Origin of the sequence: Catenulispora yoronensis (genome assembly GCF_039531695.1) — a bacterium.
GTDB classification, from domain to species: Bacteria; Actinomycetota; Actinomycetes; order Streptomycetales; family Catenulisporaceae; genus Catenulispora; species Catenulispora yoronensis.
The window spans coordinates 13,654-38,055 of record NZ_BAAAQN010000010.1 but is presented as its reverse complement, the minus strand read 5'-3'; the positions used below and the strand labels follow the sequence as shown (position 1 = coordinate 38,055).

Below are 24,402 nucleotides of genomic sequence, written 5' to 3'. Positions count from 1 at the left end.
GGCCGCCCCGACCGCGTCCGCGCCAAGAGGGTGAGCGACCCATGCAAGGCTTCTCCCGGGAACCCGGCACCACCGGGCCGGTCCACACCATCACCCTGCCGAAGGCGGGCGAGCGGCGGATCTGGCTGTGGGCGGGCCTGATCGCGGTCGGGGGGTTCCTGTTCGGCTTCGACACCGGCGTGGTCTCCGGGGCCCTGCTCTACATCACCAAGGACTTCGACCTGTCCAGCTCCCAGCAGGGCAGCGTGGTCAGTGTCCTGCTGATCGGCGCCATGATCGGGGCGCTGGTGGCGGGCCGGATCTGCGACCAGCTCGGCCGCAAGAAGGCGGTCGCCTTCTTCGGCCTGGTGTTCGCGCTCGGCACCCTGGTCGCGGTGGTCTCGCACAACTACGGGACCCTGCTGGTGGCCCGCTTCATCCTCGGCCTGGCGGTCGGCGCCGCCTCCGCGAGCGTGCCGGTCTACCTCGGCGAGATCTCGCCGTCGAACATCCGCGGTCGGATCCTGTCGCTGAACCAGCTGCTGATCACGGTCGGCATCCTCTGCTCCTATCTGATCGACCTGGCCTTCTCGCACAGCGGGAACTGGCGTGCCATGTTCGCCTTCGGGGCCGTCCCGGCCCTGGTCCTCAGCCTCGGGGTCTGGTTCGTCGTGCCGGAGTCGCCCACCTGGCTGTTCGGCCAGGGCCGCATCGAACAGCTCCGCAAGGGCCTGCTCAAGGTCACGGACGAGGCGCAGGCCGACGAGATCATCGAGGTCTACCGCGAGCGCACCGCGCAGGCCGCCCGCCAGGACGCGTCGCGCCCCGAGGGCGAGAAGGGCTGGCGCGTCCTGCTCGCCCCGGCGGTGCGCCCCGCGCTGATCGTCGGCCTCGCCATGGCCGCGCTCCAGCAGTTCGGCGGCATCAACACGATCATCTACTACGCGCCGACCATCATCGAGCAGACCGGCCGCAGCGCCAGCAACTCGATCATCTACTCCGTCTACATCGGCGTCATCAACTTCCTGATGACGGTGGTGGCCATCAACACCGTCGACCGCCTGGGCCGCCGCCAGCTGCTGCTGACCTCGCTGGCCCTGATGGCCGGCTTCGTGGCGCTGCTCGGGTTCAGCTTCATCTGGAACTGGAACAGCAACCTCACGCTGCTGTTCATGGTCGCCTACATCGCCGCCTTCGCCGGCGGCCTCGGACCGGTGTTCTGGGTCCTGGTCGGCGAGATCTTCCCCACCAAGGCGAAGGCCAACGGCTCCAGCGCCGCCACCACCGTCAACTGGATGTCGAACTTCATCGTCAGCCAGTCGTTCCTCACCGTCGCCAACGGCATCGGGCAGGGGCAGACCTTCCTGATCTTCGGCGGCGTCTGCGTGCTGGGACTGCTGTTCGTCGGGCGGTTCGTGCCGGAGACGAAGAACCGGGACACGAACGAGGTGCAGGAGGCGCTGTTCAAGCGGTTCGGACGGGAGTTGGCGCCGGCCCGCTGAACTGACCCGGCCGAGCTGACCCGGCCGAGCTGACCCCCCTGAACAGACCCCGCCGAACAGACCCCGCCGAACAGACCCGGCCGAACCGCTCCGGGGTCAGCCGTCGGACTCCACCGGCGACCCGGACTCGATCATCGCGTGCGCGAACAGGTGCTTGGCCGGCTTGTGCCACCCGTCCTCGCCGGTCATCGCCATCGCCGCCTCCGGGCCCCAGCTCCCGACCGGATACTGCGCCGGCGTGTCGGACGGCGCCAGGACCTTGCTCACGATCCGCCACGACTCCTCGATGGCCGGGAAGAACGCGAAGCCGCTGGAATCGCCGACGACGGCCGCGTTCAGGATGTTCTCGTAGGGCTTGGCCTGGCCGCCGAGCACGCGCTCGAAGTCGATCCCCATCGGGAACGGGACCGGCAGCTGCCCCGGCTCGGACTTGCGGGCCATCAGCTCCAGCGCGATGCCCGCGCCCGGCTCCAGGCGGATCCGGATCAGGTTCGGCGGGATGTCGTGCCCGAGCCCGCGGAACAGCTCCGCCGGGGGCCGCCGCAGCTGCACGCACACCTCGGTCGCCGTCACCGCCAGCGCCTTGCCGCTGCGGATGTAGAACGGCACGCCGGCCCAGCGCCAGTTGTCGATGAACATCTTCAGGGCGATGTAGGTCTCGGTCTTGGACCCGGGCTTGACGCCCTCCACGTCCAGGTAGCCCTCGTACTGGCCGCGCACCGTGTCCTCGGGCTCGATCGTCCGTACCGAGTGCAGCAGCCGCCACTTCTCCAGGGCCTGCGCCTGCGGGTCGCTGACGTTCGGCGGGTCCATGGCCAGCAGCGTCATGACCTGGAGCAGGTGGTTCTGCACCACGTCCCGCAGGCAGCCGACGGCGTCGTAGAACGACCCGCGGTCGGCGACGTCGAAGTCCTCGGCCAGGGTGATCTGCACGTTGTCGATGTAGGAGCGGTTCCACACCGGCGCCAGCAGGGTGTTCGCGAACCGGAAGGTGCCCAGGCCCTCGACCGACTCGTCGCCCAGGAAGTGGTCCACGCGCAGCAGGTGGTCGCGGTCGAAGTAGCGCTCCAGGTCGACCTCCAGCTTCCGAGCCGAGGCCAGGTCGTGCCCGAAGGGCTTCTCCACCACCAGCCGCGAGTCCTTGTTGAGCCCGGCCTTCGCCAGCCCGGCCGCCACCTTGTCGAACAGGGACGGCGGGATCGCCAGATAGTGCGCCGCGAAGCCCATGCCCTCGATCGCGGCGCCGATCTTCGCGTAGACCGCGTCCTCGGTGAAGTCGCCGGTCACCAGGCTCAGGCCCTCGGCGAAGTGCTGGAAGACCTGCTCGTCGATCTCGTAGCCGGCCTCGGCCACCGATTCCCGCGCGTGCTTGCGCAACGCCTCGTCGTCCCAGTCCGACGCGGCCACCCCGACCACCGGCACCTTGAGCAGACCGCGTTCGGTGAGCTTGTACAGCGCCGGCAGCAGCATCTTCTTCGCCAGGTCGCCGGTGATGCCGTAGAGCACCAGGACGTCGGCGCTCTCCATGTCGTTGTTCTGGATGGAGGTGATCGCGGGGGTCATGGGCATGAGCGCGCTCCTTGCTGACGATCGCTGGCACTGGCTCTTTAGTAGCCGCCGAAGCAGTCCCGCGCCCCCGGGGAGCCCCGCCGCTGCCGCCATCCGGGGGCGTTGCGCCATTGGCGTGACACCGGGAGCGGTGCGTTTGCCGGCCCTGCGGCTCCGGAAAGGTGACTGCCGTGACCGCTGGGCCCGAGCCGGTGCCGAGGACCCGGCAGGTGCGGATCGTCCGGCACGAGGCCCGCGCCGCCGCCGACCGCGCGCTGCACGCCGCACTGCACCGGATCGTCCTCGCCTGGTGGCCCATCCTCCAGCAGGCGGTCGCCGCCGCCCTGGCCTGGTGGGTGGCCCGGCACGTCTTCGAGCACGACGATCCGCTGTTCGCGCCGATGGCGGCCATCGTCGCGCTCAACACCCCGCGCGGGGAGCGCGGCACCAACGCGATCCGCGTGGTCGCGGGCGTCGTGACGGGCGTCCTGGTCGGTCAGGCCGCGAGCACGCTCCTGGGCCGCAACTACGTCGGCGTGGCCGCCGCCATCTTCTTCGCCCTCCTCATCACGGCCGCCGCCGGGAACGCCCGCACCACGATGGCGCAGGCCGCCGTCAGCGCGGTCATCGCCGTCGCGATGGGCGGCGACGCCGGGCTGACCCGCGCCCTGGACGCGGTCTTCGGCGGCGCCGTGGCACTGCTGTTCAGCCAGCTCCTGTTCCCGGCCGACCCGCTCCGCCTGCTCCGCCGCTCCGAGTCCGAGCTGCTCGCGGACCTGGCCAGGGCCCTGGACCTGACCTCGCACTCGCTGCGCCACGACGACCGGTCGTCGGCGTTCACCCTGTGGCAGCGCCTACGGCCGCTCTACGCCGCGGCGGCCGAGCTCAGCAAGGCCTGCGACATGATGGTCGCCTCGGCCCAGCGCTCACCGCGCCGCAGGAATCAGCGCGCGCCGTTGCAGAGCGAACTGCTCTCCGTCGCGCACCTCAGCCTCCTGGGCAACAGCTGCCTGACGCTCTCGCGCGAATCGCAGTCGGTCCCTCCGGAGCACCGCAGGGAGTTCGCCCCGGCCATCAACGAGGCCGCGGCGCTCCTCCAGATGCTCGCCTCCGACCCCGCCGATCCGGCACTGCGCCAGCTGACCGTGTTCAGCGCGCTGGACGTGGTCGGCCAAGTGCCGGAGGAGGGGCCGGGGCGGTTGAAGGCGGCCTGGGAGAGCCTGCGGTGGGTCGTCCACGATCTCGCGATCTTCGCCGGGGCCAAGCCGGAGACGGCGCGGGAGGCGCTGGGGTGATTAGTCCCAGCAGCCGCTAGCAGCGGCAGCCACCACGAAGTCCTCGAACCGGCGCGGCGGCCGGCCCAGGGCCCGCTCGACGCCGTCGCGGATGTCGTTGTCGGTGTCGGCGCTGACGCGGACCAGGAGGTTCGTCAGCCGTTCGGCCGATGTTTCCGGGACTCCGTGGGCGATCTGCTGGCGGCGGAATTCGTCGGGGGCGACGTCCACGAATCGCAGCGGCCGTCCGGTGGCGCCCGCGATCAGCTCGGCCGCCTCGCCGAAGGACAGGGCGCGCGGCCCGGTCAGGTCGTAGACCTGGCCGGCGTGGCGGTCCTCGGTCAGCGCGGCGGCGGCGACGTCGGCGATGTCGTCGGCGTCGATGAACGGGACCCGGCCCCGGCCGGTGGGCAGCGCCAGCGTCCCGCCGCGCACCGCCGGCTGCCAGAAGTCCTCGCTGAAGTTCTGCGAGAACCAGTTCGGGCGCAGCACCGTCCATTCGAGCCCGGATTCGCGGACCGCGAGGTCGGTGGTGTGCAGGACGTGTCCTTCCTGGTCGGCACCGGGCGCCGAGAGCAGCACCAGGCGGCCGACGCCGGCGGCGACGGCGGCGTCCACCAGGCGGGCGATGCGCGGCGGGTGCTCGGCGCCGGCCTCCAGGCTGGGCTCCACGAGGTAGGCCGCGGCGACGCCGTCGAGGGCGGCGGGCCAGGTGCCGGGGTCGTCGAGATCGAAGGGGACGTCGCCGCCGGACCGGGCCGCGGTGCGGACCGGAAGGCCGGCGGCGGCGAGGCGGGACGCGACGCGCCGGCCGGTCTTGCCGGTGCCGGCGAGAATCAGGTTCTGCTTCATGCCTCCAGGAGATCGCCGATCCGCTGGACGATCCATGGGAGATCGTCCCCAGAACCTTTGCGTTCGTCCACGGCTCGGCTACCGTGAGGGCATGGACGCCCTCAGCGACCTGCTCCGTCGCTCCCGCACCAGCGACGCCGACGTGCGGCAGCTGATCCAGCACCCGCCGTGGGCGATGACCTTCGACCGGACTCCGCCGCTGACCCTGTTCGCGGCCCTCGGCGGCCGCGCGGTGCTGCGGCTCGACGACCGGCCGGACGTCGAGCCCTGCGACCTCGCCCCGGGCGACATCGCCGTGGTCACCGGCAGCTCCCGGCACACCGTCTCCGACGACCTGGCCACCGCGTCGCGGGTCGTGATCCGAGCCGGGCGCAAGCACTTCCTCGGCGCCCCCAGCGACCATGCCGAACTGGCCAGGCTGCTGGCGCCCCGCACCTACGGCGCCGGCGGCCCCGGCGCCACCACGCTGGTCCGCGGCACCTACGCGCCGCAGGGCGACGCCGGCCGCCGGCTCCTGTCCGCGCTCCCGCCGGTCGCCCGGGTCCCGGCGAACCCGCGCACCGGCGCCGCGCTCGACCTGCTCACCGCCGAGGCCGCGCTGGACGAGCCGGGCCAGGACGCGGTGCTGCACCGCCTGCTGGACCTGATCCTGGTCCTGGCCCTGCGGGAAGGCTGCGCGCGGCTCGGCCTGGAACGGCCGACCTGGTACCACGCGCTGTCCGACCCCGCGATCGGCGCGGCGCTGGAACAGGTCCACACCGATCCGGCGCACCGCTGGACGGTCGCCGAGCTCGCGGCGGCGGCCGGCATGTCCCGCGCGGCGTTCGCCGCCCGCTTCGCCGAGCTGGTCGGGCAGCCGCCGCTGACCTACCTCACCGACTGGCGCATGACCGTGGCGGCGGACCTGCTGCGCGACGGCTCCGCGACCACGGTCGCCGCGGCCGCGCGGGCGGTCGGGTACCAGGACGCGTTCGCGTTCAGTGTCGCGTTCAAGCGGGTCAAGGGCGTCAGCCCGTCGCGCTGGAGCCGGGAGCCGGAGGCCGCGGGTCCGCCGGTGCTGTCAGACCGTTGAGCACCCGGCCGAGCAGCCGCTCGAACGTCGCGTCGGGATCGGGCGGCGGGCCGGTGCCGGAGGCCGCCGCGGCGGCGGCGAAGTGCGGATAGGCCCCTGATTCCACGGCCTTCGTCAGGTAGCGGGCGTTGGCCTCGGCGAACCGCCGGGCCTGCTCCGCGTCGCCGAGGGCTGACTCCTGCGCCGCCTCGTAGCCGATGTGGCTCGCCACGAAGCCGCTGACCAGCGCGAAGGCCTCCAGGCAGGCCAGGGGCGACAGGCCGGTCGGCACCAGCAGGGCCAGGGCGTGGTCCAGGGCCGCGAGGGTGTTCGGGCCCAGGGTCCGGCGGCCGGCCAGGGCCGCCGGGAGCCAGGGGTGGCGGCGCATCAGGGCCCGCTGACCGCGCGCGTAAGCGGCCAGGTCGGCGCGCCAGTCGTCGGTCGCGGGCGGCAGCTCCTGCTCGCCGGTGACGGCGTCGATCATCAGCTCCAGCAGCGCGTCGCGCTCGGAGACATAGGTGTAGAGGGACATGGTGCCGGAGCCGAGCGCGGCGGCGACCCGGCGCATGGTCACCGCGGACAGCCCCTCGGCGTCGGCGACCGCGACCGCCCGCTCCACGACCGCCTCGCGGGTGTGGGCCGGCGGGCGTCCGCGCCGATGACGGCGGTCGGACCACAGCGCTTCCGGATCCACGCCTTCCCCCTCTCCTCACTTGCGCAGACAATCTTGCCAGCCCTATTCTCGTACAACGTACGAGAATGACCGCCGCGCCGAGGAGATGAGGTCCATGAAGCCAGCCCGCAGCACCCGGATCTTCCGCCGCGCCCTGCGCGGCCTGCCGATACCGAAGCACGGCGTCGGCTACGAGCCCGGCATCCGGATACCCGTGCCGGACGGCGTGGAGCTGCTCGCCGACCGCTACTTCCCGGATCCGGGCGGGGCGCGGGAGTTCCCGACGCTGCTGGTGCGGTCGCCGTACGGGCGCGGCCTCCCGTGGGCGGCGCTTTTCGGGATGGCGTTCGCGGAGCAGGGCTTCCATGTCGTGGTGCAGAGCTCGCGGGGGACCGCGGGATCGGGCGGAACGGCCCAGCCCTGGCGCGACGACGGCCCCGACGGCCGGGCAACCGTCGCCTGGCTCCGGTCCCGGTCCTGGTTCACCGGCCGGCTCGGGCTGGTCGGGCCCAGCGCCATGGCGTACCCGGCGTGGGCGCTGGCCGCCGAGCCGCCGCCGGAGCTGAAGGCGATGGTGATGCACCTCCCGCTGCACAACCCGTACGGGTTCTTCTACCGGAACGGGGTGTTCGCCCTCGAAGACGCCTTGATCGCCGCCACCGCCTTCGACACGCAGCACCGAGGGCCGCGCGCCTTCCTCGGCGCCACCCTGCGGTTGGCCCGCGGGATGAAGCGCATCGTGCGGGCCGAACAGCCGGTGGTGGAGTACGAGCGCGTGCTGGGCCGCCGGATACCAGTGCTCGCCGGCGCCGCCGCCCACCCCGATCCGTCCGACGGCTACTGGCAGGGCACCGATCTGCTGGGCGCGGCCGACGGGCTCGACGTGCCGACGCTGATCGTCAGCGGCTGGTCGGACGTGGCGCTGGAGCAGGCCCTCCAGCAGTACGGCCGACTGCCGGCCGGGCGACGGTCGCTGCTGGTCGGACCATGGACGCACACCTCGGCGCTGCGACAAGGCTTCGGGACGGTGTTCGGCGAGTCGGTGGCGTGGCTCCGGGGACACCTCGCCGATCCGACGCCCCCGAAGGGGCGAGTGCAGGTGACGGTGGGGCCCAAGGACGGTTGGCGCGAGCTTCCGGCCTGGCCGCCCGCCGCCGTTCCGGTCTCCTGGTACCCGCAGGCCGACGGCACACTGGCCCGGAACGCGCCCGGCGGAGACGAAGCGGTGGGCACGGTCCGCCACGACCCGGCCCACCCCACGCCCTCGGTCGGCGGAGCGGGCCTGGGTCGCACCGCCGGGACCCACGACGACCAGGCGACCGAGCGCCGCCCCGAAGTCCTGGTCCGCACCAGCGCACCGCTGCCCGAGGCGATCGAGGTGATCGGCCCGGTGGCCGCCGAGCTGCTGGCACGAATCCCCGACCTCGACGGCGCCGCCACAGTCTTCGTCCGGCTCTGCGACGTCGACGAACGCGGCCGCTCCCGCAACGTCTGCGACGGAATCGCCCGGATCGACGCCCGCTCCGCGAATCCGGCCCCGTCCGCCCTCACCATCACGATGTCGTCGACCGCACACCGCTTCCTGCCCGGCCACCGAATACGGATCCGGATCAGTGCCGGGGCCCATCCGCGCTTCGCCGCAGGACGCCGCGCCTATGAGATCGAGGTCCGCTCCGGTTCAGCAGTGGTCCTGCCCGTGGTCTGACTCGGCGGACTACAGCTCGGCGAGCTTGCGCAGGTGGCAGCCCGTACTCACACCACGGCGAGCGCGGTCCGCACCCCGGCCTGCACGGCGGCCTGGTCGCCGAGGCCGCCGGCGACCGTGATGCCGTCGCGGACCAGCAGCAGCAGGTCGGCCTTCGGGTCCGGGTCGGGGCGGTCGGCCTCGACCAGGAGGCCGCGCATCAGGGTGCGGTACCAGGCGCGGTAGTCGTCGACGAGGTGGCGGACCGGGGTGTCGGCGTCGGGGTACTCGGCGGCGGCGTTGAGGAAGGGGCAGCCGCGGAAGCCGGGGCCGGCGCTGAGGTCGGCGAGCTTGGCCAGGATCGCGGCCAGGCGGTCCAGGCCGGTGCCGGGGACGGCGTCCAGGACGCCGCGCTGGCGCTCGTACTCCGTGGCCAGATAGGCCAGGACCAGGTCTTCCTTGGACTTGAAGTGGTGGTAGAAGGTCGCCTTCGCGACCGAGGCGTCGGCGATGACCCGGTCGACGCCCACGGTGTGGATGCCCTCGGCGTAGAACAGCCGGGTGGCGGTGCCGAGGACGCGGTCACGTGCGGAGCTCACGCCTTGACGATACCAGACAGATCTGTCTAGTATCGGAGTTGCCAGACAGACAGATCTGTCTGGTTCAGCAGTCCCCAGCCGGTCCAGCAGGAGGTCCGCCATGAAGCCCGTATACACCGCCGTCGCCACCTCGGTCGGTCGCGAAGGCCGCTCGGTCACCGACGACGGCACGCTCGATCTGACCCTGGCGCCGCCGGCCGCGCTGGGCGGGAACGGCCAGGGCACCAACCCCGAGCAGCTGTTCGCCGTCGGCTACTCGGCCTGTTTCGCCAGCGCGATGCAGCTGGTCGGCAAGCGCATGGGGCTGGACGTCTCGGAGGCGTCGGTGACCGCCGAGGTCACGCTGAACGCCCTGGACGGCGGCCGCTACGGGCTGTCGGTCGTGCTGCGCGCCGAGCTCCCGGAGGAACTGCACAACGAGAAGGGGCAGGAGCTCCTGGAGGCGACGCACCAGGTCTGCCCCTACTCGAACGCCACGCGCGGCAACATCCCGGTCGAGATCGTGGTCGAGTAGGAGTCCGCACGCAGCCGCGCGCTACTTCTTGCCGCCACCGGTGAACGCCTCCTCACCAGGCTTGTTCGCCCGGAAGCGCAGGGCCGACCACACGTCGTCGATCGCGACCTGGCCGTTGGGCCGCAGGTCGTAGGCGACGACGATGGGCCACAGGGTGTCGCGGTTGATGTCGGTCCGGTTCGCCTTGGGGTAGGCCACCCACACCGCCGGCGGCTTGGTGACGTCGGCCTTGTTCGCCTCCAGCAGCGCCTTGGCCGCGGCCGCGTCGTCCGCGTACAGCACGGCGACCGCGGCGTCGGCCAGGTCCGGGACCACGGTCGCGCCCTCGGGCAGCTCGCCGACCTCGGTGAACCGCTCCGGGTGCGAGGTCCAGACGGCCTTGCCCGCCTTGATCCCGAGCTTCTCCGCGACGGTCTTCTCAGCCATGGTGATGTCCTTCCGTTTTCGCGATCCGACGACTTCGGTGTTCTTCCCTCTCACCGGATCAGACGAGACACCGCCGGAGAACTCATCGGTGCCGGTCCCCCCAAGATTCTTGGGGGGACCGGCACCGATGGGGCCGTTCAGGCGACCGGCCGACGCCTCAGCCGATCAGCGCGTCCCGCTGCCGCAGCGTCAGGACGTCGAGCTCGTCCTCCAGCTCCTCGGCCAGCGTGGACTCCACCGGGGTGCGGCCGCGCCGCAGCAGCCCCCCGGCCAGGATCAGCAGCCCGGCGACCGTGGCCAGGGCCACGAACACCAGCACCGGCCGGTAGCTGGCCAGCACCTGCGCGTTCGTCCGGGCCCCGGCGCCGCCGTTGGCCGCGATGATCGCGGTCGAGGCGGCCAGCACCACGGTGATGCCGACCTGGAGCGCGGTGTTCAGCAGCCCGGAGACCAGGCCCTGCTCCTCGTCGGCGATGCCGGAGGCGGCCTGCACGTTGATCGCCGGGAACGCCATCCCGAAGCCCAGGCCCAGCGCGACGATCGAGGGCAGGATCACCCACCAGCTCGGGGTCTGGCCGATGCGCAGGAACTGGAGGTAGCCCAGCGACAGGAAGGCGAAGCCGGCGACGCCGACCCGCGCGGTGCCGTAGCGGTTGAGCACGTCGGCGATCTTGAAGCTGGAGAACAGGACGATCAGGCCGGCCGGCAGGAAGGCCAGCGCGGTGTGCAGGGCGCTCCACTTGGAGAGCGTCTGAAGGTACTGGGTGACCACGAACTGGAACGAGGCGTACCCGCCGAACATCAGGCCGCCGCCGATCAGCGCCCGGATCAGCGACGGGGAGCGCAGCACCCCGAGCCGCACCAGCGGGTTGGCGACGCGCCGCTCCACGGCCACGAACGCCACGCCCAGCGCCACGGCCGCGGCGAAGGTGCCCAGCGTGACCGGGGCCAGCCAGCCCTCCTCCGGCGCCCGGACGATGCCGAAGACCAGCACCAGCACCGCGCCGGTGCTGGTGATCGCGCCCAGGATGTCGTACCCGCCGCGGCCCGCGCCGGCCGGCGCGGGCCGGTCGTGGTCGATCAGCTTCCAGCCGGCCACCAGGATCAGCGCCGCCACCGGCGCCGGGACCAGCAGCGTCCAGCGCCAGCCGGCCTCGGTCAGCAGGCCGGAGAGCACCAGGCCGAGCGAGAAGCCGGCGGCGCCGCAGGTGGTGTAGATGCTCAGGGCCCGGTTGCGGTCCGGCCCCTCGGCGAACGTGGTGGTGATGATCGACAGCCCGGCCGGCGCGGTGAAGGCCGCGCTGATGCCCTTCACGAACCGGGTGGCGATCAGCAGGTCGCCGTCGTTGACCATGCCGGACAGCAGCGAGGCGACGGCGAAGACGGCGAGCGCCGTCAGGAACACCCGGCGCCGGCCGAGCAGGTCCGCCGCGCGTCCGCCGAGCAGCAGGAACCCGCCGTAGCCGAGGACGTAGCCGCTGACGACCCACTGCAGTGACGAGGTGGACAGGTCCAGGGATTCCTTGATCGACGGCAGGGCCACGCCGACCATCGAGGTGTCGAGGGCATCGAGGAACAGGGCGCCGCACAGGACTATCAGGGCGCCCCACAAGCGGAGCGGCCAGCGTCCCGACGCGGCGGACTCGCCGGGACGCAGGGTGGTGGAGGTGTCGCTGTGGCTCATGCCGAGAAGATTACATGCACGTGCACTTAGTGCGCAAACACTTTATGTTGGAGCACCTTGTGCGCCGGAACCTTATGCAACTACACCTTGTGCGTTCGCATGTGTTACCATGCGGACATGGAGACCGAGTCCCTCCTTGAGCGAAGCCTCGTCGAACAGTGGCGGGAGCTCGTCGCGCGCAAGACCCGCGTGTGGAACAACTTGGAGCTGGAGCTCGACCGGCGACACGGCCTGTCGGCCAGCGAGTTCGAGGTGCTCGACACGCTGTCCGAGTACGACTGCGCCCATCCCCCGCGAGTGCAGGAACTGGCGAACCACGTCCCGATCACGCAGAGCGCGCTGTCGCGCATGATCGGCCGCCTGGAGTCGCAGAACCTGGTGACGCGCAGCCTGTGCGTCGACGACCGGCGCGGCGTCTACGTGGTGCTGACCGACGAGGGGAAGACGCGGCTGGCCGAGGCCCGGCCGACGCACCGCGCGGTGCTGGCCGCCGAGTTCGGCACCGACCCGGGCGAAGCAGCCCCCGCCGGAACAGCCCCGGCCGAGACCGCCCCGGACCAGGCCGCCCAGGACCAGGCCGCCCCGGCCGGACCCGCTTCCGCCAAGGGTGTCGAGACCTTGACGACGGCGCGGGCGTAGATTCGCTCCATGTCGACCGAAGCCGTTGTCCGCACCCCCGCCCTCGACCACCCCGAACTGCTCGCCAAGCCGGTGGCCGCGGCCCTGACCGCACTGCCGGCCCTGGCCCCGCTGGTCGAGGTCGCCGCGATCGACCCCGAGCTCGCCGACACGGAGGCGTTCTGCGCCGCCTACGGCGTACTCCCCGAGGAGTCGGCGAACTGCGTGATCGTGGCGGCACGGCGCGGCGAGCAGACCACCTACGCGGCATGCATGGTGCTGGCCACCACGAAGGCCGACGTCAACACCCTGGTCCGCAAGCACCTCGGCGCACGCAAGGCCTCCTTCGCACCGATGGACGCCGCGGTCGAGCTGACCGGCATGGAGTACGGCGGCATCACGCCGATCGGACTGCCCGAGGACTGGCCGATCCTGGTGGACGCGGCGGTGGCCGCGGCGCCAGTAGCGGTGGTCGGCTCCGGGATCCGAGGCTCGAAGCTCTGGCTGCCGGGATCGGCGCTGGCCGCGCTGCCGGGAGCCGAGGTGCTCGAAGGGCTCGGCGTCGCGCGCTGATCCTGAGTAAAGCCCCGCAGAAGGCCGGGTTCTGGACCGCCCCACGGACCAGAACCCGGCTCTCTCCTATTGGACGATTCGAGACCAGCGAAGCGTTGCTACCTCACGCCTCGTTTCACCCGAATGTTTTAGCCCGAGCCTCGAATCAGTGATGCAGGCGCCTCTTCGCACCCTCGCGGACGCCCCGGTCTTCCGCGCCGAACCGGTCTTCCGCGCCGGACCGCCGAACCGCCGAATGCCGACAGAAAGCCGCCCGGCGCTTGTGGGAAGCACCGGGCGGCGTCAAAGGGCTGACCTAACCTGACTGACCTGACCAGCCAGGCCGACCAACCTGCCTACCCGCGCCGCGCTCTCGTCCGGCGCCAGGCCACGGCCCCGGCGCCGGCCACGCCGAAGCCGATCAGTGTCAGGCCGCCGGTGAGCGGGGCCAGGTTCGAGGAGCTCTCGCCCGGTCCCTGCGGTTGGAATCCGCCGGCTCGTCCGCCCTTGTCGTAGGCGCTGCCCGGGAGCTTGTCGGCATACCGGCCGCGCACCAGCTGGTGATACTGCGCGATGGTCATACCGTTGCCCACCGAGGACCGCGCCGTCTCGTTCAGGGGCAGGATCCGGCCGTTCAGCACCTGGTACCAGGCGCCGATCTGCGGCTCCTTGAAGACGGTGGCGCCCGGCTTGGCGCCGGCGGTGTAGGACGTCTCGTCGGAGCCGGAGGCTATGTTGACGACCTTCCATGCCCCGTCGACCTGTGCCGTCCACACCGATGCGTGGGCGCCGGCGGTGCTGACCGTGTCCGTGGCCATGAACGTCAGCTGCGATACCGGGGCTGCTGTCCCCGCTGATGAGGTGTCCGCGACGAATGCCGGGTCCAGGTAGTAGACCGGCACCGTCGCGCTGTCGATGCGTGGCGCCGCGGCGGTGGCCGCGGCCGCCAGCTGGCGGGCGTCGCCTTGCGGCTTCTGGCCGCCCGAGGCGAAGAACTGCCCGACCGTTCCGAGGGCGCTGCTCGCCGCGTCCCGGGCCGCCGCCACGTCGGTGCCGGACGGCGCTGCCGGCACCGACGCCCCCGCCGTCCCCGCGTGCGCGGCGCCGGTCACCGCGAACGTCGCCGCCATCGCCGCACCGGCGACGGAGATCCTGCCGATCTTGGTCTTCTTCATCATCCGTCGCCTCCTCACGCGCCGATGTAGTCGAGAGAGTGGGTCCACGAGAACGACCCGTTGCTCACGTAGTAGTTGTAGGCGCCCCAGTTGTAGCGATAGTCCGACGGCCAGGGGTCGCCCCAGTAGACCCAGCTCTGGCTCTGGTCGTAGCCGTAGAGCACCTCCATGTGCCCGCCGCCCGACGACCACTGGATGCGGGCCAGCACCGGCCGCCCGGCGTCGACCTCGCGGATGATCGACGAGTAATAGAGGTAGCCGGTAACGTAGTTGCCGGGCGAGATGCCGATCCGCTGGAACGCGGTCTGGTCGTTGGCCAGCGACGCCTGCGAGTTGGAGCACGAGGCGTTGAGGGAGTTGCCGAACGCCATGTTGCAGAACTGGTTCTGTGAATAGCTGTAGCCGTAGAAGGCCGCCACGGTGTTGCCGGAGGCGGCCCAGCACCAGTTCGAGTTCTGCTGTGCCTGCATGGTGATGTTCAGCTGGTTGGCGGTCGCGGCGGAGGCGGGCACCGCGACGGCGGCGAACAGCGCGGCGGCCGCCGCGATCACGGCCGCACGCCGCCGTCCGGTGTGCTTGACGAGGGTGGTGGGGGGCACGGGGGACTCCCTTCGGGTCCGTCCGGGTGGGATGGTGGCGTGAGCGTAGAACCCCTCTGACCAGGCCCGACAGGGTCCCGAAGGCCGCCTGCGGGACACGGTGAAGGGCGCGGTCGCCGTTCACGCGCCGGGCCGGTGTGAACACCGCGCAAACCCCCGGTCAGCGCACCTTGACAGGCTCCTGAACACCGCAGTTGCCTGTTTCCCTGTGAACATTCACACCGGCACCCCCGCCAACGCGGCCCTGCGCACCGGCCCCTTCGCCGAGGCCCTGCGCGCCGCCATCACCGCCCGCGGACTCTCGCTCGACAGCCTCCAACGCCGGCTGTCCGACCGCGGCGTCCGGGTCGGCACCGCCACCCTCAGCTGCTGGCAGAACGGCCGCCGCCGCCCCGAACGCCCGGACTCGCTGCGCGCCGTCTCCGCCCTGGAGGAGATCCTCGGCCTGCCCGGCGGCTCGCTGCTGGTCCTGCTCGGACCGCCCCGGCCCCGCGGCCACGGCGTCGGCCTGCCCGCCGGCAGCCGCGAGTACCGGCACATCCTCCCCACCTGGGCCGCCCTGACCGACCTGCTCGCCTCCCTGGGCACCGTGGCCGACAACAAGCTGCACATAGCCGCCCAGCACGAACAGGTCTGGATCGACGGCGCCGGCTGCTCGCCCCGCCGCGAGAACTTCCAGATCCTGCGCGCCCACCAGGACGGCGTCGACCGCTACGTGGCCATCGTCGACGCCGACCCTGGAGCCGATATCGAGCGCGTCCACGTCGAAGCCCTGGAGAACTGCCGCCTCGGCCGCGTCCGCCGCGACGCCGAAGCGGGCCTATTGGTCGCCGAACTCCTCTTCGACCTGACCCTGCGCCCGGACCAGACCCACCTGATCCGCTACGCGGTGACCGACCACGCCGCGGTCGAATGCCGCGACTTCCACCGCGGCTTCCGCTTCCCGGCCGGCCAGTACGCCCTCCAGGTCCGCTTCGACCCGGCCCACCTGCCCGTGGCCTGCTTCGCCTACCGGGGCGCGGCCGAGCACGAACTGCCGATGACCGGCCACCACGCGGTCCACATCAACGTCGACCCCGTCCCGCCCGGGATCGTCGGCATCCGCTGGGACTGGATCTGACTCACTCCCGCGCGCGCCCCATCCCCAGCGCCCGCAGCAGCCCCACCACCGCGTACGAGATCCCCAGCACGACGAAGAACAGCCCCACGGTCGCGGCCGTCCCCACCCGCCCCGGCGGAAACACCAGCTGCCGCGCCACGTTCAGCCCGATCGCCAGCACGATGAAGACGCCCCACGGAAACCTCGGCACGGCCCGACTCCCCTCGTATTTAACACACCCGTATCACAACCCAATCTAACACACCCGTGTGATAATCCCGCCATGCCCAAAGTCGTCAACCACGCCGCCCGCCGTGCCGAACTCACCGAAGCCCTCTGGCGCGTGGCCCTCCGCGACGGCTTCGACGCGGTGACGGTCCGCTCCGTGGCCCAAGAAGCCGGCTGGTCCCCCGGCGCCCTCCGCCACTACTTCCCGGACAAGGCCGAGATGGTCCTGTTCGCCATGGACCTGGTGGCCCAGGAATCGGCCGGCCGGATCCAGACGGTCTACGAGGGACACCAGCAAGCGACGCCCGAGACGATCCAGCAGCACTTGGAGCAGTTGCTGCCGCTGGACGCCACCAGGCGCATCGAGTCCGAGGTCTGGTTCGCGCTCGTGACGCTCGCGCACAGCGACGCCCGGGTCGCCGAGCGCCGCACGCAGATCGACGACATGATCCGCGAGTCGGTGCGGAGCATCGTGACGGCGCTGGAGCAGATCGGCCGCCTGCGCAAGGGGCGGGACCCGGAGTTGGAGGCGCGGCGGCTGCACGCGCTGCTGGACGGGCTGGTGATCCAGCTGATGGCCGAGCCGCCGCGGGTCGGCGTGGAAGAGGCCCGGGAAGTGATCGCGCAGCAGCTGGCGGATCTGACCGGATGAGGCAAACGACCTCCGACGACCCGTGGCCGATCCTGCGGGCGAACACCTTGCAGAACACGCCGCGAATGGCTACGGCACCAGAACAGCCCGCCCCGCAACCCTTCCCGCAGCGACAGCGGCCATCGCCTCCGCAGCGTCTTCCAGCGGGAACAGCTCCGTCGCCAGCGAGACCTTTCCCGCCTCCACCAACATCATCAGCTCACTGAGCTCCGCATGCGTGCCAATCTGATTCCCGAGGATCGTCAGCTCACGATTGATCATGTCGAGGTGCTCGATCCGGACTCCCCCGCCGTATCCGACGATCGAGTACACGGCCCCCTTCGCCAGCATCCGCATCGCCTGCTCCGGCACCCCGCCCTCTCCCACCAGGTCCAGCACCGCCCGCGCCCCGCGCCCGCCGGTCAGGTCCAGCACCGCGTCCGCCGCCTGCTCGGCCGGCAGCTCCAGCACCACATCGGCGCCCAGCGCCCGGGCGGCCTGCGCGCGCTCCGCGTCAGGCTCCACGACCACCACCGCAGCAGGGGTCAGGATCTTCAGCAGTTGCACAGCGACCTGCCCCACGCCTCCTGACCCAAGGCAGACGACGGTCGCGCCCACCCCCGCGAACGGAACGAGCCGCTGGACGGCGTGCATCGCCGTCAATCCGGCGTCGGCGAACGGCGCCAGCCCTGCCAGAGCACTCGGTTCCGCGCCCGCCCTCCCCACTTTCACCAACGCCCGCGCCGACGTCACCATCCGCTCGGCATAACCTCCGGCCCACCCGTCGACCCCCGGGAACCGCCACGTCCCGCAATGCATGTCCCGCCCCTGGCGGCACCCGTCGCAGACCCCGCAGGTCACCGCCGGATGCACGATCACCGGATCCCCCACCGCCAGGTGCGAGACGCCACTGCCCACAGCCTCGACCCAGCCCGCGTTCTCATGCCCCAGCGTCAGCGGCAGCCGCTGCTGGAACGCGGCCTCCAACCCGCCCTCGACGATGTGCAGGTCCGTACGGCAGATCCCCGCCCCGGCGATCCTCACGACCACGTCATCAGGCTTCTGGATCTCCGGCTCCGGGATCTCCGTCACCGCCACCGGACAGCCGAACTCCACTACCTGTATCGCGCGCATTCCCTCTTGCCTCTCCTGTTGCCTCACCTCGGACCCAAGCTCATCCCTCCCGCACCAAATGCACGACCGCGCTGACCGGATCCCCACCCCCCAGCCCCAGCGGCAGCCCTCGGCTCATCAACACGGCGCCGTGGTGGACCACACCGCTGCGCACATCGCGGTATCGCCCGGCCGGATCCAGTCCCCGCAGTACCGCAGGTCGTTCCATCTGCGCGAACCGCCGCTCACGCCGGTAGACGAACACGACCACCTCGGCCAAGTCCGCGGCGACATACTCCACTCCGCTCAGATCCCCAGCGGCATCGCCCAACGCATATCGAATCCCGCCCTGCACCACCGGCCGAATCCGCTTGTATTGCGCGACCATCTCTCTGGCGGTCGCAAATTCCCCTTCGTCCCAGCGCGCGAGGTCCCCGCCAATCCCCAGAACTCCTGACATCGCCACATGAAACCGAAACTCCAAGGGGATCCGGCGCCCGGTATGAGGGTTCGGCGAATCCGTCACCCAAGCCGACATCACCCGCGCCGGATACAGCTGCGCGAATCCGTCCTGAATCGCCAGCCGATCCAGAGCATCCGTGTTGTCCGACGTCCACACCTGATCGACCCGCCGCAGGATCCCGGCGTCCACTCGCCCGCCGCCCCCGCTGCACGACTCGATCCGCAGGTCCGGATGGTCCGCTCGCAGCCGATCCAGGATCCCGTAGAGCCCGTCCACATACCCCCGCCAGACCTCGTCGCCCGCTCCCGGCCCCACCTCCGAGAAAGGCCGATTCATGTCCCACTTCAAAAACCCGATCTCGTTCTCCGCGACCAGCCGGTCGAGCCATCCGTGCACCCACTCCGCCACATCTTTCCGGGCCAGGTTCAGCACCATCTGGTTCCGGTGCTCACTGCGCGTCCGAAAAGGCTGATGCAGCACCCAGTCCGGGCGTGCGCGGTACAGCTCCGAATCGGCGTTCACCATCTCGGGCTCGACCCACAGCCCGAAATCCATCCCCAGCTCCCGCACCCCCTTCACCAACGGCGCCAGGCCGTCCGGGAACCGCTCCGGATTCGGCCACCAATCGCCCAGCCCCGCCCGGTCCGACGTCCGCCCCCCGAACCACCCGTCGTCCATCACGAACAGCTCGACCCCGAGCTCCGCCGCCTGCCGGGCCAGCGCCAGCTGCCCCTCCAGGGAGATGGCGAACCCGGTCGCCTCCCACGAGTTGTAGACGACCGGCCGCGGATCCCCCGCGTGCGGGAGCACCTGGCCCAGGAAGTACGTGTGCCAAGCCTGCGACGCGGCGTCGAACCCGCCGTCCGTCCACGCTCCCGCCGTCACTGGCGTGGTCAGCGCCTCCCCCGGGGCCAGGGGCCAGACCAGGCCCTCGTGCCCGAAGCCGGCGGCCACCGCCACCCGGTCGGCCGGCGTCCGCTCCACCGTGAGCTGCCAGCTCCCGCTCCAGGCCAGCGTGCAGCCGAAAACCTGGCCGTGCACCGCGCTCGCGCCGCCGTCGTCGACCATCACCCACGGGTTCGCGTGGTGGCTCGTGATCCCGCGCCGGCTCGTCAGCACCGTCTCCCCGTACGGCAGCGCCGACCGGTTCAGCCGCGTCTCCGCCGCCCACCGCCCCCGCACCTGGCTCAGCCGGTAGTCCGGCAGCGGCGGAAGCGTCCACGACGCCGAATCAGCGCGCAGCACCTCGATCGGCGCGTCCTCGGCATCCCCGCTGTGCCGCACCACCAAGTGCCGCTCGATCACCGGGCTCCCGCTGCGCACCCGATGCCGGCTTTCCACAGCCAGTGGATAGTGCCGATCCACAAAGGTCAGCACCAACTCCTCGGTTTCCGCCCCGACCTCCACCTCGGCCCCCGCGAACACCAGCTCCAGGTCCCGCGTCCCGTCCCCGAACCGCACGGCCAGCTGCGCGTGCCCGAACTGGAACGCCGCGCCCGCCGCCAGTTCCAACGGCCCTTCGACGTCGTCCTCGAACGGCCATTGCCCGCCGGCCCCGACGTGCCCGAATCCGGGCTTCTCCGCCGCCTCGTGCGCTCCGTCCCCGGACCCGGGCCCGCCTTCGGACCCGGACCCAGACCCGGACCCCTCGACCACCCCCAGCAGCGCCCCCGCCTGTTCCAGACTCAGCTCCCGCCCCCAATGCGCCGACAACAACCGGTCCTTCGCGTCCACCCGCAGCACCGAGCACGACCGGCCGGCGGTCAGCATCCAGCCCCGAACCCCGGGAATCGACCGAATGAGCGTCATGATTCCCTCTCAGCCCTTGACCGCGCCGCCGGTCAAGCCCTTGACGAAGTGCTTTTGCAACAGGAAGTAGAAGATCACCACTGGCAGCGCCGCCAGGAACATCAGCCCGAACAGCTGCCCGTAGTTCGACTGGTGCTCCCCCAGCGCCCGGTACACGCCGACGGTCACCGTCGTCCCTCCCACGGGTCCCAGAATGATCAGCGGGTCGAGGAAGTCGTTCCAGATCCAGACCCCCAGGAAGATCAGCACGCTCGCGGTGGCCGGCCGCAGCAGCGGGAACACGACGACCCAGAACGTCCGCCACCGTCCCGCGCCGTCCAGCGCCGCCGCCTCCTCCAGCTCGATCGGGATCGAGCGGATGAAGCCCGCGAACACGAACACCCCGAACGGGATGTAGTACCCGACGTTGAACGCGACCATCCCGGTCAGCGTGGTCATCAGGTGCGTCAGCCGCAGGATCCGCACCACCGGCACCAGGATCACCTGCGGCGGGATCATCAGCCCGGCCAGCAGCACCAGCAGCATGATCCGGGCGAACCGGTTCCGGGTCCGGCACAGGTAGTGGCCGAGCATCGCCGAGAGCACGGCGAGCACCACGATCGACACCACCGTGATCTCGACGCTGTTGATCAGGCCGTTCCAGTACAGGTTGTCCGGCCGGTTCAGCACCGCTTTCAGGTTGTCCAGCGTCGGCGGCCACGGCAGCGACGCGGGCGAGCCCGAGATGTCGTCGCCCGGCTTGAACACGTTGGCCACCACCAGATACAGCGGCAGCGCGAACAGCGCCGTCACCGCCAGCGCGAACAACGGACGGACCCACGGGGCCCGCGACTCGTCGCGCCGGCCGGCCCGCTTCGCGTCCTTGGTCGGCGTCGCCTCGCCCGCCATCACAGCTCCACTTCCCGCCGCTGCAGGATCCGCAGCGCCACACTCGACACCACCGCGACGATCGCGAGCATCACCACCGCCATCGCCGAGGCCAGCCCGGTCTTGTTCTCCGTGAACCCGGTCTGGATCACCCCGTAGGCCACGGTCGCCGTGGTCCCCGTCCCGGGGCCGCCGTGCGTGATCACCTGCACGAAGTCGTACGTCTTGAACCCGGTGATCAGCAGCATCACCGTGTTGATCGTCAAGGACGGCGCCAGCATCGGCCACGTGACCCGCCGGAACCGGGTCCAGGTCCCGGCCCCGTCGATGGCCGCCGCCTCCAGCAGGTCGTCCGGCACGCCCTGGAGCCCGGCCAGGTACACGACCGTGCAGAACCCCAGCAGCTGCCAGCTCGCGATCGACCCCACCGAGTACAGCGCGATCGACGGATCGGACAGCCAGCCCGGCGGGTGCTCGACCCCGAGCGAGCCCAGCAGCCGGTCCAGCAGCCCGCCGTCGGTGAGCATGGCCTGCCACACCACCGCGACCACCACCGAACTGAGGACCACCGGCACGAAGAACACCGTCCGCAGCGCCCGGTACAGCCGGCCCGACCGGTTCAGCAGCACCGCGATCGCCAGCCCGCCGAGGTTCGGCACCAGCACGATGATGAACGTCAGAACCGTCGTGACCCGCAGCTGCATCAGGAAGTCGGAGTCGTGGAACAGCCGTACGTAGTTGTGGAACCCGGTGAACTTCGTGTTCGGCAGGAACGCGTCGGCGTTGGTGAAGCTGTAACCGACGCTCAGCACCAGAGGTGCGAAGACGAAACACGCATAAAAGAGAAGCCCCGGCGCGCCGAACCCGAGGAAGTACCCCAGGTCCGCGCGCCGAGCCCTCATGCCTTGCCGTGATGTCATGGAGTGACCTTGTACGTGGTGCCCGCCGTGGTGGCGAAAGTGGCCCGACCACCGGAGACGGTGACGGGGACGGAGGATCCGTTGGCCGTGACGGCGGCCGTGCCGGTGTTCCACGGCAGCACGAGCGTCACGCTGCCGCCGGCCTGGCTGGTGATCCCGACCGAGGCGACGCTGCCGCCGCTGATGGCGCTGGACACCAGGAAGGCGCCCTTGGCCAGCAGCGTGAAGGAGGCGTTGCGCGCCGTCGGCCAGGCCGGGAAGACCCGGACGACGCCGCCCTCGCTCTGCATCAGCATCGAGTTCAGGGTCTCGGTGGATCCGGTGGTCTCGATGCCGCCGCCGCCCTGGAACACGGTGTCGTTGCTGGACCGCCACAGGTGCGCGATGGCCGCCTTGAACTTCTGGAACAGGTCCTCGGCCGGCCAGCCGACGCGCGCCGCGATGGGGAACTCCTTGGGGAACCCGTTGTTGGAGTTGCCTCCTGAGGTGACGCCCCACGAATTCATCTGTGTCAGGGAGTTGATCGCGTACTGCAGCAGGTTGGCGTCGCCGCCGATCGAGCACTGCTCGCCGGGGAAGATGACGCCTTCCATGTTGATCGGCTGGTTGCCGGGCTCGAACTTGTCCGGCAGCTGCGGGTTGTTGATGACCTCGGCGGTGTAGAAGACGGTGACGCCGTTGTAGGTGCCGGTCGGGTAGGCGCTCAGCTTGGTCAGGAAGTCCTGCCAGGTCGGCCGCAACGACGCGTCGACGCCGAGGATGACCGAGGTCTGAAGCAGGGTATTGACGACCTTGCGCGCGAACCCGAGGTCCAGGTTCGGATTGGTGTCGTCGCCGCCTTCGTGCGCGGAGGTGTGCTGGAACACCCACCGCGTGCCGTCCCACACCGCGAAGTCGCGCCAGAACGCGTCGAGCTGCTTCAACAGCGGATACAGCTGGTTCTGGAGGTAGGTCTGGTCCCGGGTGTATTCCCAGTGCCAGATCAGCGGCAGCGCAGCAAAGGTGGCGTTGGACTTCTGGTCGGCGGGCAGCTTCGTATAGTCCTTCGTCGACGCCACCGTGACCGGCGCCGGAGCCGTCTCGAACAGGTGGAACGGCGAGAGGCTCCGCTGGAACGCTGTGCCCTGATACCCGGCGGCCGCCGTCTTGTTCTGCTGCCAGGGTACCTCGGTGTAGATGAGCCGCCGATAGGGCTCCGACAAGTCGGCGCGGTTGGAGGAGAAGGCGCCGTAGTACAGCGCTTCCTCGTTGTAGTTCAGGAAGTACCGGCCGCCCCAGCTCGGAGTGTCGTTGGTCGGCCACATCCCCCACAACGACGGCGGCGTCGCGCCGCTCCGGGTCGCCGAGCCCAGCACGTACTGCGCGTTGAAGTAGTACGACTCCAGCTGCGAATCCCCGACGGCGATGTTCGACCGGGTCCAGAAGTCCTGCCAGAACGCGGTGTGCGTGGCCTGGGACGACGACAGCCACGCCGCGTCGATGGAGGCCAGCTTCGTGATCGCCTTGTCCCGCAACGAGGTCGGGGTCGGCATCGTGGTCGTCGCGGACACGTCCTGCGCGGCCGCGCGCAGCACGGTGACCAACGTGACCGGGCTGCCCCCGGTCAGCGTGAAGGTCCCGGCCCCGGACACCGCCGTGGAGCTGGTGCCGCTGAACGCCGCGCCGACCAGCTTGGTCGCCGAGGCCACGGTGGACAGCAGGGTCGTCGGGCTGTAACCGGAGGCGTTGTTCTGCCGGGTCGTCCACACCGCGCCGTTGGTCACGCCGCCGGCCGACGGGTAGGCGGCGTCCGAGGCGACGACCTGCTGCGCGCTGAGTTTGATCGCGGAGCTGCCGGCCGGCGAGGAGATCTCGGTGATCAGGACGCTGTCCTGGTCGGCGGTCCACGAGCGGAGCGTCACCTTGACCCCGGAGAACGCCAGCACGGTCGTCACCGCCGCGCCCGCGAGGTCGGTCTTCATCGAGTAGCCGGAGGCGGTGGCGGCCCCGGGCGCGGCGATGGTGAGCGTGCTGGCGGCCAGGATCGAGTTCTGCCACGACGTGCCGTTGCGGGCATTGCCCCAGAAGGTGTGGAAGCCGAAGTGGTAGGTCTGCTGCGCGGCCGAGGAGTCGCCGACGACGGCGCCGAAGTAGCCGTTGCCGAGCAGCATGCCGGTCGTGTACTTGTTCGTCACGACGCCGCTGATCGGCGCGGTGACGCTCGGGCCGACGGCGGCGAGCTGGGTCTGGACGGCCGACCAGTCGACGCCGGTCGCGGTGGCGGCGGCGGTGCCGGCGGGGGTGGCCGCGGAGGTGGCCGCGGCTGCGGCTGTACCGGCGATCGCGTCCTGGCCCGCCGGCGCGGCGGACCAGCTGAGATCGGCGGCCTCGGCGGCGTCGGCAGCGGAGGCGCCGGTACCGACCAGCGCCGCGCCGATCCCGGCGGCGGTTCCGCCGAGCAGTGCGCGACGTCCGACCTGCGGTTGCTCGTTGGTGCTCACGTTCTCTCCTCACGGTGCGGAAGGGGGCGGAACGGTGGGACTGAGCTGGACATCGAAGGGCC

At 71.0% G+C, this 24,402-nt stretch carries 23 protein-coding genes; 9 read left to right on the top strand and 14 right to left on the bottom strand.

Annotation, left to right across the window (positions count from 1 at the left end; all coding sequences use genetic code 11):
• Positions 1-41 precede the first annotated feature (41 nt).
• A complete protein-coding gene (locus ABD481_RS11125; RefSeq protein WP_344665504.1) occupies positions 42-1,481 on the top strand; it encodes a sugar porter family MFS transporter in 1,440 nt (479 codons plus the stop codon).
• A gap of 96 nt (positions 1,482-1,577) precedes the next feature.
• Here the strand turns inward: ABD481_RS11125 and zwf are convergent, their stop codons facing one another.
• Positions 1,578-3,050 carry a glucose-6-phosphate dehydrogenase gene (gene zwf / locus ABD481_RS11120; protein WP_344665503.1) on the bottom strand — a complete coding sequence of 491 codons (1,473 nt, stop codon included), beginning with the start codon at positions 3,048-3,050 and terminating at the stop codon, positions 1,578-1,580.
• 170 nt (positions 3,051-3,220) lie between these two features.
• Here zwf and ABD481_RS11115 point away from each other — a divergent pair, with 170 nt between their 5' ends.
• Positions 3,221-4,324, top strand: coding sequence for an FUSC family protein (locus ABD481_RS11115; protein WP_344665502.1), 1,104 nt, complete (start codon positions 3,221-3,223; stop codon positions 4,322-4,324).
• Here the strand turns inward: ABD481_RS11115 and ABD481_RS11110 are convergent, their stop codons facing one another.
• Positions 4,325-5,155 (bottom strand): NAD(P)H-binding protein, encoded by an 831-nt coding sequence (locus ABD481_RS11110; protein WP_344665501.1) that lies wholly within the window; start codon positions 5,153-5,155, stop codon positions 4,325-4,327. It lies immediately after the preceding gene.
• Positions 5,156-5,246: 91 nt separating this feature from the next.
• Here ABD481_RS11110 and ABD481_RS11105 point away from each other — a divergent pair, with 91 nt between their 5' ends.
• Positions 5,247-6,227, top strand: coding sequence for an AraC family transcriptional regulator (locus tag ABD481_RS11105; protein WP_344665500.1), 981 nt, complete (start codon positions 5,247-5,249; stop codon positions 6,225-6,227).
• Here ABD481_RS11105 and ABD481_RS11100 read toward each other — a convergent pair.
• Entirely contained in the window at positions 6,163-6,900 is a 738-nt protein-coding gene (locus tag ABD481_RS11100) for a TetR/AcrR family transcriptional regulator (RefSeq protein ID WP_344665499.1), read from the bottom strand. The two genes, ABD481_RS11105 and ABD481_RS11100, sit on opposite strands and share 65 nt — an antisense overlap.
• Before the next feature lie 94 nt (positions 6,901-6,994).
• Between ABD481_RS11100 and ABD481_RS11095 the strand changes: the two genes are divergently transcribed.
• Positions 6,995-8,584: a CocE/NonD family hydrolase gene (locus tag ABD481_RS11095; protein ID WP_344665498.1), complete on the top strand. Its 1,590-nt coding sequence runs from the start codon at positions 6,995-6,997 to the stop codon at positions 8,582-8,584.
• 47 nt (positions 8,585-8,631) lie between these two features.
• Here the strand turns inward: ABD481_RS11095 and ABD481_RS11090 are convergent, their stop codons facing one another.
• Positions 8,632-9,162, bottom strand: coding sequence for a TetR/AcrR family transcriptional regulator (locus tag ABD481_RS11090; protein ID WP_344665497.1), 531 nt, complete (start codon positions 9,160-9,162; stop codon positions 8,632-8,634).
• A 100-nt stretch (positions 9,163-9,262) separates the two neighbouring features.
• Here ABD481_RS11090 and ABD481_RS11085 point away from each other — a divergent pair, with 100 nt between their 5' ends.
• A complete protein-coding gene (locus ABD481_RS11085) occupies positions 9,263-9,676 on the top strand; it encodes an organic hydroperoxide resistance protein (protein WP_344665496.1) in 414 nt (137 codons plus the stop codon).
• 21 nt (positions 9,677-9,697) lie between these two features.
• On the opposite strand, the gene ABD481_RS11080 is transcribed toward ABD481_RS11085, so the two are convergent.
• Both ABD481_RS11080 and ABD481_RS11075 read right to left on the bottom strand, forming a co-directional pair.
• Positions 9,698-10,102 carry a hypothetical protein gene (locus ABD481_RS11080; RefSeq protein WP_344665495.1) on the bottom strand — a complete coding sequence of 135 codons (405 nt, stop codon included), beginning with the start codon at positions 10,100-10,102 and terminating at the stop codon, positions 9,698-9,700.
• Positions 10,103-10,259: 157 nt separating this feature from the next.
• Positions 10,260-11,786, bottom strand: a complete 1,527-nt coding sequence (locus tag ABD481_RS11075) for an MFS transporter (protein WP_344665494.1) — start codon at positions 11,784-11,786, stop codon at positions 10,260-10,262.
• A gap of 117 nt (positions 11,787-11,903) precedes the next feature.
• Here ABD481_RS11075 and ABD481_RS11070 point away from each other — a divergent pair, with 117 nt between their 5' ends.
• Together ABD481_RS11070 and ABD481_RS11065 are read left to right on the top strand one after the other, a co-directional pair.
• Complete coding sequence (locus ABD481_RS11070; protein ID WP_344665493.1) at positions 11,904-12,425, top strand: MarR family winged helix-turn-helix transcriptional regulator; 522 nt, start codon at positions 11,904-11,906, stop codon at positions 12,423-12,425.
• A 9-nt stretch (positions 12,426-12,434) separates the two neighbouring features.
• Complete coding sequence (locus ABD481_RS11065; protein ID WP_344665492.1) at positions 12,435-12,977, top strand: YbaK/EbsC family protein; 543 nt, start codon at positions 12,435-12,437, stop codon at positions 12,975-12,977.
• A 335-nt stretch (positions 12,978-13,312) separates the two neighbouring features.
• Here ABD481_RS11065 and ABD481_RS11060 read toward each other — a convergent pair whose 3' ends face one another.
• Together ABD481_RS11060 and ABD481_RS11055 are read right to left on the bottom strand one after the other, a co-directional pair.
• Complete coding sequence (locus ABD481_RS11060; RefSeq protein WP_344665491.1) at positions 13,313-14,134, bottom strand: hypothetical protein; 822 nt, start codon at positions 14,132-14,134, stop codon at positions 13,313-13,315.
• Positions 14,135-14,145: 11 nt separating this feature from the next.
• Positions 14,146-14,730: a papain-like cysteine protease family protein gene (locus tag ABD481_RS11055; RefSeq protein ID WP_344665490.1), complete on the bottom strand. Its 585-nt coding sequence runs from the start codon at positions 14,728-14,730 to the stop codon at positions 14,146-14,148.
• A 208-nt stretch (positions 14,731-14,938) separates the two neighbouring features.
• On the opposite strand from ABD481_RS11055, the gene ABD481_RS11050 reads away from it, so the two are divergent.
• Positions 14,939-15,850, top strand: a complete 912-nt coding sequence (locus ABD481_RS11050; protein WP_344665489.1) for a helix-turn-helix domain-containing protein — start codon at positions 14,939-14,941, stop codon at positions 15,848-15,850.
• A 1-nt stretch (position 15,851) separates the two neighbouring features.
• Here the strand turns inward: ABD481_RS11050 and ABD481_RS11045 are convergent, their stop codons facing one another.
• Positions 15,852-16,040, bottom strand: coding sequence for a hypothetical protein (locus tag ABD481_RS11045; protein WP_344665488.1), 189 nt, complete (start codon positions 16,038-16,040; stop codon positions 15,852-15,854).
• A gap of 72 nt (positions 16,041-16,112) precedes the next feature.
• Here ABD481_RS11045 and ABD481_RS11040 point away from each other — a divergent pair, with 72 nt between their 5' ends.
• Entirely contained in the window at positions 16,113-16,709 is a 597-nt protein-coding gene (locus ABD481_RS11040; protein WP_344665487.1) for a TetR/AcrR family transcriptional regulator, read from the top strand.
• 69 nt (positions 16,710-16,778) lie between these two features.
• On the opposite strand, the gene ABD481_RS11035 is transcribed toward ABD481_RS11040, so the two are convergent.
• From ABD481_RS11035 to ABD481_RS11015, 5 genes are read right to left on the bottom strand one after another with little or no spacing between them, the layout of a single operon-like run.
• A complete protein-coding gene (locus tag ABD481_RS11035) occupies positions 16,779-17,822 on the bottom strand; it encodes an NAD(P)-dependent alcohol dehydrogenase (RefSeq protein ID WP_344665486.1) in 1,044 nt (347 codons plus the stop codon).
• 40 nt (positions 17,823-17,862) lie between these two features.
• Positions 17,863-20,073, bottom strand: a complete 2,211-nt coding sequence (locus ABD481_RS11030; protein ID WP_344665485.1) for an alpha-galactosidase — start codon at positions 20,071-20,073, stop codon at positions 17,863-17,865.
• Between the two features lie 9 nt (positions 20,074-20,082).
• Positions 20,083-20,961, bottom strand: a complete 879-nt coding sequence (locus ABD481_RS11025) for a carbohydrate ABC transporter permease (RefSeq protein ID WP_344665484.1) — start codon at positions 20,959-20,961, stop codon at positions 20,083-20,085.
• Positions 20,961-21,860: a carbohydrate ABC transporter permease gene (locus ABD481_RS11020; RefSeq protein ID WP_344665483.1), complete on the bottom strand. Its 900-nt coding sequence runs from the start codon at positions 21,858-21,860 to the stop codon at positions 20,961-20,963. The genes ABD481_RS11025 and ABD481_RS11020 overlap by 1 nt, the downstream gene beginning before the upstream one ends.
• A complete protein-coding gene (locus tag ABD481_RS11015) occupies positions 21,857-24,340 on the bottom strand; it encodes a glycosyl hydrolase family 95 catalytic domain-containing protein (RefSeq protein ID WP_344665482.1) in 2,484 nt (827 codons plus the stop codon). Before ABD481_RS11015 ends, ABD481_RS11020 begins: the two co-directional genes overlap by 4 nt.
• Positions 24,341-24,402: the final 62 nt, after the last annotated feature.